This is a genomic window from Ochrobactrum sp. XJ1 (assembly GCF_024701725.1).
Classification (GTDB): domain Bacteria; phylum Pseudomonadota; class Alphaproteobacteria; order Rhizobiales; family Rhizobiaceae; genus Brucella; species Brucella anthropi.
The window spans coordinates 24,463-31,622 of the sequence record NZ_VDGD01000025.1 but is presented as its reverse complement, the minus strand read 5'-3'; the positions used below and the strand labels follow the sequence as shown (position 1 = coordinate 31,622).

Here is a 7,160-nt window from a genome sequence, read left to right as displayed (position 1 = left end):
TTGAAATGCGGTCAATCAAGCGTTCCCGCTCCGTTCAAGCTTAGCGTACGATTTCGAGCAGCTCTTGTTCTGACCCCGATTTGGCGGAGATTGCCAACGCCCTGCCAAACAAGCGGAAGACTGCGCTCAGCGTTGGACCGGGAGCCCTCGTTCTACTGACGAACTGTGCAGCGAAATTGGAATCGGAAGCGCTCGCCCTGGTCGTTCCAGTCATTCTCAAGAGTGGCGGCAACGCCCCAGCAGCGATCGCGCAGTGGCTTGCCGTTGCTTCCAGCGTTCCCGAGTGAAAGCTCAGGACGCCGTCTCTAACAGCTGAAATTCCCAGACTTCGGTAATTCCAGAACTCGGATAGTTCGCAAAGGTCCCGGCGACCGTGATCAGCATTGTATTCCCAAACGAAAAAGTGGTGTATGGACTCGTTATTCGAAAGGTGACTCAGGTGTCCGAGCAAGTACGAGACTGGGAAAGAGAAGACGCCAGAGATCGCTTCGACGAGGTTCTCGACGAAGCGAAGGCTGGGCGGCCCCAGCGCATCAAAGATGCTGACGGCATGTTCGAAGTGACCTTCTCGTCGCGTGGAAAGATCCGCGCCTCCGACGTTCTGTCTCGTCCCGGACCCGCTGACGACTGACATTACCCGATAGAGGCTACGGCGACCGTCGTCCCGATTTGAAAATTCTCATCTTTGCGAGGGACAAGCCAGGTATCGAATGCCGGGTGATAGACACCGGGTAGCTTGAAGTAGTGGTTTATCCGAACGAAGTCGGTCATGTCCAAGGTCGCGATAGGAAGATCGTGAACTATTGCAATCGCGGCGATGAAAAGATCCTGTCCGGGTTTCTTCCTTGCTGTTTGAGGCTGCCATAACGGTTTGAGCGGGCCGCAACAATAGAGGCGTGCGAGCGTTAGAGCTACCTGCTCATTGACCGCGGGGAAATGGAAATCGCTTCTCAGGACGGCATCGAGCCATACTTGCAAATCATTCGCCCTATCGGGGGCCTGCTTCTCTAGTTCGAGTATTCCCTGCTGTATTTCGAGCAAAGCCGAGAAGGGTATGGCGACCTGTGACTGAGTGGAGAACCAGGCCTCCAGGTTCGCGTTCCGCTTCGCCTTTTTCGCATGGCTCAATACGTTCGTGTCGATCAAAAACAACGCCGCCTCCGCTTCTTATACTAGCGTGGAACTGGACTAAGCAAAGGTCGCCGGCTGCGGTTAATTAAATATCAATCATGCCGGAAAAGCTGAAGCAACGCGTCTGGACGGCGGGCGGATGAGATCTTTCCGTTTCGGACTTCCTTTCACTCGTTGTCCGGTGAAGGGTATACGCGCACGCGAAGCCCCGGATGCCTATCTCCCGGGCTGAGTCGAATCCTGCGCCCGAGCCGCTTGAAGCCTATCTCGTCCAGTGCCGAACCGAGGCTCGCCGCTGACGCCGCGGTCTCTGGCCCAGGATGTTTCTCTTCTTCCATGTCAGAGCCTCGCGGGTAGATCGTTGGTGTGATAGAAGGCTTTCTGCTGTTTTTTGCTGCCCTGCCATCGTGGAGATCGTGGCGAACCCCCACACAGTCTAGCGACCCTACGATGTCCGTCCTTTGCGCGGGGCCGAGTAGCCACGGCAACGCTGCTGACTACACTCGCTTTTTGGCGAAACCCGCGGAACGTCCCGCTTACGGCTTACGGCTTACGGAAATCTTTGCGTTGCAGTCGGTGGAACGCTACACCCGTGCCCTAAGGACATCAAGCTCCCGGCCTCGTCCAAGACAGGTTCGGCTCCGGTGGAGAGGCCTCACTCGCAGATGAGCGTGCGTGGGCCAGGGACCCTGTCGGCGTGGCGCGCCGTGGCACAGGCGCGAAAGATCGGTAGTGTGCCACAGGCGTTGAATTCCCGGTGTGAGCCTGCCGAAGGGCGGAGGGATGGCACGCCGACGTCCGTGCTGAATGTCGAGTTGCGCCTTTACCGCGACAGTTATTCGGTAAGCGTAACAGACCAATCCTGGCGGGCGACGAAATCCTCGAAGCTTTCGGGCCGCACGCCGAGAACCGCTCCGCCATCCCGGCCCAGGTCCATGAAACCCGGATCGGTATCGAGGCGGGCGTACAGGGATACGATCCTGTCTCCCGTCGGCGATCCCATCGCCTTGTTTAGCCCAGCCGCCATCAGGTCGAGTGGCAGGCGGCGGTACTCGACTTCGCGACCCAGGCGAGCACCGAGGATGGCCGCTGTCTCCCTCCCGGTCAGCGGCTCCGGTCCGCCGACCCGATACTCGTTCCCGGAAGCCTCGTCGCTTTCGGCCGCACTTACGACGTATTCCGCCAGCGATCTATGCGAGACCCACGAGATAGGCGCGTCTTCCGGGGCGGGATATGTGAAGACGCCGCGGACAATGTCCTGGAGGCACCAGGGTTCGATCAGGTTGTCCATGTAAACGGTCGGCTGTAAAACCACCGATGGCACGGAGCCATCCGCGATAGCCGCCCGTGCCGCGCGGAAATCGGTCGCCGGGGAAACATTCGACATCTCGTCGACCTGTCCCGCCAGGTTGAAAACCACCTTCTTGACACCTGCTTCGGCCGCGGCGGAGGCGACGGCTCGCGCAGTGCGCTCGATTGCTCCCGGCCGATGGTCCTGCACCAGGTTGAACGCGACGACGTCGGCACCGCGGAACGCTTCGACCAACGGTTCGTCGCCTGTCAGGTCCGTTCTGCAGACCAATGCGAAGTCATGTTCACCGCCGTTGCGGGCGGTGCCGCGGACCGTCCATCCGCGACGACGGAATTCGTCCGCAACGGCGCTTTGCTGCTTTCCAAAAATAGAGGTCACGACGACGGTCTTGCTCATGGGAAACTCCGGTAAAATCGACTGGATCACGAGATGGCATGTCGGTTATCATATTAAAAGTACGCACAATTTCGGAACGTAGTATGGAAAAGAATACTGGTAAGCCAGAGGTGCAGCGTCCTGACTACTGTCCCGTCGAGACGACGATCGGGGTCATCGGGGGGCGATGGAAGCCACTGATCCTCTACCATCTTCTGGATGGTCCCCAGCGCTTCAACGCGCTTTGCCGCCTCATTCCGAGCGCGACGCGTCGGATGCTGACGCAACATCTACGCGAACTCGAAGCTGACGGCGTCATCGACAGGGCGGTATATGAAAAAGTCCCGCCCCATGTCGAATACAGCTTTTCTTCCAAAGGAAGGACCTTGATGCCCATCCTGGAGGCGATGGCGCAATGGGGTGTGAAGAACGACACCCTGTCCCGAGCAAGGTAAACGCGCTGCGAGGCTGATCCGGTCTCGGGGCTAGGCCGCTATTGACGGACGATGCCGTGTAGACGTATGGTATATGACGGAAATGAGAATTCGCGGCATCGGAGCCGTGTAAAAATATGACGGCAAAAAAGCCTCCAAGCATCCTTGGTCACGAAGGAAGCTGGAGGCTTTTGCGTTTTCGGAGTTCTTGCAAGTCCATTCGTGATGACAAATCAGCAGGCGAAAAGCCGCACTGGGGAATGCTTCAAACCGGGAGCAACTGCATTGATAAAACCGACCGATACTTCGGAGCCATGGCGTGTTGGAGTGCTGTTTTCCCGAACGGGTTTCATGTCCGTTATCGAGGAAACGCAGCTCCGGGGAACATTGCTGGCTATAGACCAGATCAACGACAGCGGCGGCATAAACGGTCGTCCGCTCGAGCCCATAATCTACGATCCGGGCTCGGACACGCGTTCTTACGGGCAGCTAGCGAAGCGGCTGATGGTGGTTGACGAGGTCAGCACGATTTTCGGCTGCTACACGTCAGCGAGCCGGAAGTCGGTTCTTCCGGTCGTCGAACGGCTGAACGGGCTGCTGTGGTATCCGACGCTTTACGAGGGGTTCGAGTTTTCGCCCAATGTGATCTATACTGGCGCGACCCCCAACCAGAACAGTATGCAGCTCTGTAGTCTGCTCATGAAGCTGTATGGTGACCGCTTCTTCTTCATCGGTTCCGACTACATCTATCCGCGGGAATCCAACCGTATCATGCGTGAAATGGTGGCGCGGAGCGGAGGAAGCGTTGTCGGAGAGCGTTACGTGCGCCTCGGGGCGTCGCGGCTGGAGTTCGAGCCGATCATGCAGGAGATCAAGCTCGCGAAACCCGACGTCATCTTCTCGACGGTCGTGGGAGACGGGACCGTGTTCCTCTACCAGGCTTACTCCGACAAGGGTTTCGATCCGAAGAAAATGCCGATCGCCAGTCTCACGACATGCGAGGCGGAAATCGCCGCGATGGGCCACGACGTCGGTGAGGGTCATCTGACCGCCGCTCCGTATTTCCAGGGTATCGACAACAACCAGAACAGCGAGTTCGTCAAGAGCTACCAGAAGCGATACGGCGACGACGCCCCGACGAACATGTGCCTGGAATCCTCCTATTTCCAGGTTAACGTCTTCGCCAAGACCCTCGAGCGAGCGAATTCCCTCGAAACCCCCGTCCTAAGGGCGATGGTGATGGGATCGGAGGTCGAAGCGCCTCAGGGTGCCGTGTCGATCAACCCGAACTGGGCGCATGCCGACCTGTGGTCGCGGGTCGGCCGGGCCAACCGAAACGGCCAATTCGATATTTTGTTCGAATCGAGGACGACAGTGAAAGCAGACCCCTTCCTCATAGGAAGCGGGCGCTGCACCGTCGCGGCCGCAGCAGTTTAGTGGGAGGGGTCGAATGTCGAGAATAGAAGTACTTCACGAGCGACGTCTCGCGTCTCCGCCTCAGGGAGCGGTTCGCAGCGAGCAGTCGGCACCCAACAACCAGTACAAGGCAGTGCAGAATCTTAACGTCGCCCTTATCGTCGAGCTGGACAGTGAGGGAGAGCGGCTCATGCGCGAGCTGCAGCGCCTGCGCTGCACGGTGCGTCATATCTGGCCCGTGCCCGTCCAGCTGCCGGAGAACTACGACGTCGTTTACTGCACCCTGATGGAAGACCTTCCGCGCCGCATTCCATGGCTTCCGGGCGAACCGTCGACAACGTTGATCCTGGTCGATCGCGGCCAGGACACGCTCAATCTCAAGCTTATCAACAACTGCGCAGCCCACGGCATGATCCACTACCCGCCGACCGCACGTTCGACGATCGGAGCGTTGGCAATGGCCAGGGAGCACTTCCTCTACGAACAACGCTTGCGGGGACGTATCGAGAAGCTCGACGAGAACCTTAGGACAATGCGCGTGGTCGAGAAAGCGAAGTCGATCGTGATGCGCACAAAGAGCCTCGGCGAGGACGACGCCTACAATTTCCTGCGTAGTCAGGCGATGGAACGGAGAGTGACGATCGGCGTCATCGCCAAGGCCGTCGTGGAGTCGTTCGACCTCCTGAACTGAGGTCAATACGACCTCATTGACAACAACGCTTTCGAGCGTAAGCTTCTGCTCAGCAACGTAGCTGACTGAAATTTCGGCAATAAGCGCCTCACTGCATCCGTCCTTCGGGGACGCATTGCGTGAGGCGTTTTTCGTTTTTAAAGCGAGGAGATCGCGATGCCTTTGAACAGTCGGAATTCGGTTTTCACGATCGTCACGTCTCTGGCGATATGTGCGCTTTCCTCGATCTCATCGAACGCGCACGCGCACTCGATGAGATCTTCGGACGGAGCAGGGACGCCGAAAGGGATCGAGATCGCCTCTATCGCGCATTCGGACATGGAGCTGCTTTCCAAATTCCGCCCTGACATCATTTCGCTGGCGGAACGGCAGGTGAAGACGGACGAGCGGATGCGACGGCTCATGAACTTCTCGAAAATCCAGTACACCTACTGCCTGTGGGGTATGATCCCGGGGGCGCTGACGGACGAGGAGAGCGACTTCAACGCGTGTTCACACGCCTACCTAGCGTCGGCTTTGGCACTCCTCGATCACATGGAACAGATGCCTTTGGCCAGCGCCGAGGCGGTAGCGATAAGGCAGGCGATCGACGTCGAGCGGGCGGCCTCGCCGTCGTTCGTGCTGTGCAAGAGCAGCGCCGATCTCTTCTACACGGATCGGTTACTCGTACCCCGGCAAACCTATGCGACCGCAGGAGGGGCTTTCGGTCTTCTCCTGTTGGTCGGCGCAATGCCACTGTTCCGGGCCAGCCGCCGTGTTTCGCGTTGAGAGCTACAATGGCCGATAGTCAAACCACCTCGGACATCGCGATCATCAAGTCGGGCTTTCCGTTACTGGCGAGGATGGTTGTCGATCCGAATTTCGAACTCAGTCTGGGCGCTTTCGGCGCGGTCGGCCAGTTTCCCCGCGAGGCGCGCATTTTTGTCGATGTTACGGACGACCGTGTCAGCGCGGCGACGGAAAGCTCCAGCATATCGCTACGGTGGCACGATCACCTGCGCCTCGTGGCGTTCGAAACACTGAGTTCCGACCCTGAGGGCTGGAACTGTGGCATCGCCATATGCCTGCCTGAAGAACACGCGCGGATGTCCGCGCCGGGGCGTCCCGCGGAGGACTGTCTGGACCGTCACGCGATCTTTGCCGCCCATCGAACGCGGACCGTCCTCGACATCGTTGCCGGAAGTCCCTACGCGGATATCCGCCTGAGGGCGGACAAGGGTGCTCTGCCGGATTTGCGTAATCGTTTGCACGGCTCCGTACTCGATGCCGACCTCGTCGAGATCGAAGACTGCATCTGGATTTTCGATACGGCCGTCGGGCGGATCGAGACCGGGGATCGTCGACGTCGCCATTTCCTTTCGCAGCTCTTCGGTACCACGGATACCCATTCCCGAACCCTCCCTATCCCGGAGGGCCTGGTACCGGTCGGCTATGCCTTTCCTCCCAATCCCCGGCAGGCCGAACCGGGAGCGTGGGGAGCAGCTCACTTCTCGTTTCAGGTTATCCTTGACGAACATGGCGTTCCGGAACTCGTCAAGCTCAAGAGACGCGTGGAGCGAGCGCTCGAAGACGGCAAGTCGAACGAGGTGTTCGGGTCTCTCCTCGAACATTCCGGCCCACCGACCCGGACGGAAATCGAATGCGTCCGGATCGCGCTGCGGCAGCGGCGCTGGCTCAGGGGCGGACGACCGGCCCACGGATGGGAAGACGAGTTCGACGCCCCGTTAGCCAAGATACGCGGCGGCACGACGGCTGGCGAGATGGTTAACCAGCCCACGACAATGAAAGAAGAAATTTGATC

General features: G+C 58.9%; 8 protein-coding genes. 6 read left to right on the top strand and 2 right to left on the bottom strand.

Annotated elements, in window-relative coordinates; translation table 11 throughout:
• Positions 1–439 precede the first annotated feature (439 nt).
• Positions 440–631: a hypothetical protein gene (locus FG152_RS25455; RefSeq protein ID WP_259030751.1), complete on the top strand. Its 192-nt coding sequence runs from the start codon at positions 440–442 to the stop codon at positions 629–631.
• A 2-nt stretch (positions 632–633) separates the two neighbouring features.
• Here the strand turns inward: FG152_RS25455 and FG152_RS25450 are convergent, their stop codons facing one another.
• Positions 634–1,152, bottom strand: a complete 519-nt coding sequence (locus FG152_RS25450) for a PIN domain-containing protein (RefSeq protein ID WP_259030750.1) — start codon at positions 1,150–1,152, stop codon at positions 634–636.
• An 814-nt stretch (positions 1,153–1,966) separates the two neighbouring features.
• Entirely contained in the window at positions 1,967–2,839 is an 873-nt protein-coding gene (locus FG152_RS25445) for an SDR family oxidoreductase (RefSeq protein ID WP_148657842.1), read from the bottom strand.
• An 83-nt stretch (positions 2,840–2,922) separates the two neighbouring features.
• On the opposite strand from FG152_RS25445, the gene FG152_RS25440 reads away from it, so the two are divergent.
• The 5 genes from FG152_RS25440 to FG152_RS25420 all read left to right on the top strand — a co-directional run bounded on the left by FG152_RS25440 (position 2,923) and on the right by FG152_RS25420 (position 7,158).
• Positions 2,923–3,273, top strand: a complete 351-nt coding sequence (locus FG152_RS25440; protein ID WP_148657843.1) for a winged helix-turn-helix transcriptional regulator — start codon at positions 2,923–2,925, stop codon at positions 3,271–3,273.
• A gap of 204 nt (positions 3,274–3,477) precedes the next feature.
• Positions 3,478–4,689: a transporter substrate-binding domain-containing protein gene (locus FG152_RS25435; protein ID WP_148657844.1), complete on the top strand. Its 1,212-nt coding sequence runs from the start codon at positions 3,478–3,480 to the stop codon at positions 4,687–4,689.
• 13 nt (positions 4,690–4,702) lie between these two features.
• Positions 4,703–5,359 carry an ANTAR domain-containing response regulator gene (locus FG152_RS25430; protein ID WP_148657845.1) on the top strand — a complete coding sequence of 219 codons (657 nt, stop codon included), beginning with the start codon at positions 4,703–4,705 and terminating at the stop codon, positions 5,357–5,359.
• Between the two features lie 156 nt (positions 5,360–5,515).
• The gene (locus FG152_RS25425; protein WP_259030781.1) at positions 5,516–6,127 is read left to right on the top strand and encodes a hypothetical protein; all 612 of its coding nucleotides are present in this window, start codon (positions 5,516–5,518) and stop codon (positions 6,125–6,127) included.
• Positions 6,124–7,158 carry a DUF6925 family protein gene (locus tag FG152_RS25420; RefSeq protein WP_259030780.1) on the top strand — a complete coding sequence of 345 codons (1,035 nt, stop codon included), beginning with the start codon at positions 6,124–6,126 and terminating at the stop codon, positions 7,156–7,158. The genes FG152_RS25425 and FG152_RS25420 overlap by 4 nt, the downstream gene beginning before the upstream one ends.
• The last annotated feature ends 2 nt before the right edge of the window (positions 7,159–7,160 follow it).

What these genes read in the sequence shown, in the direction of transcription:
- FG152_RS25445 (WP_148657842.1), bottom strand. Translation starts at nt 2,839, where the DNA reads ATGAGCAAGACCGTCGTCGTGACCTCTATTTTTGGAAAGCAGCAAAGC.
- FG152_RS25440 (WP_148657843.1), top strand. Translation starts at nt 2,923, where the DNA reads ATGGAAAAGAATACTGGTAAGCCAGAGGTGCAGCGTCCTGACTACTGT.
- FG152_RS25435 (WP_148657844.1), top strand. Translation starts at nt 3,478, where the DNA reads ATGACAAATCAGCAGGCGAAAAGCCGCACTGGGGAATGCTTCAAACCG.
- FG152_RS25430 (WP_148657845.1), top strand. Translation starts at nt 4,703, where the DNA reads ATGTCGAGAATAGAAGTACTTCACGAGCGACGTCTCGCGTCTCCGCCT.
- FG152_RS25425 (WP_259030781.1), top strand. Translation starts at nt 5,516, where the DNA reads ATGCCTTTGAACAGTCGGAATTCGGTTTTCACGATCGTCACGTCTCTG.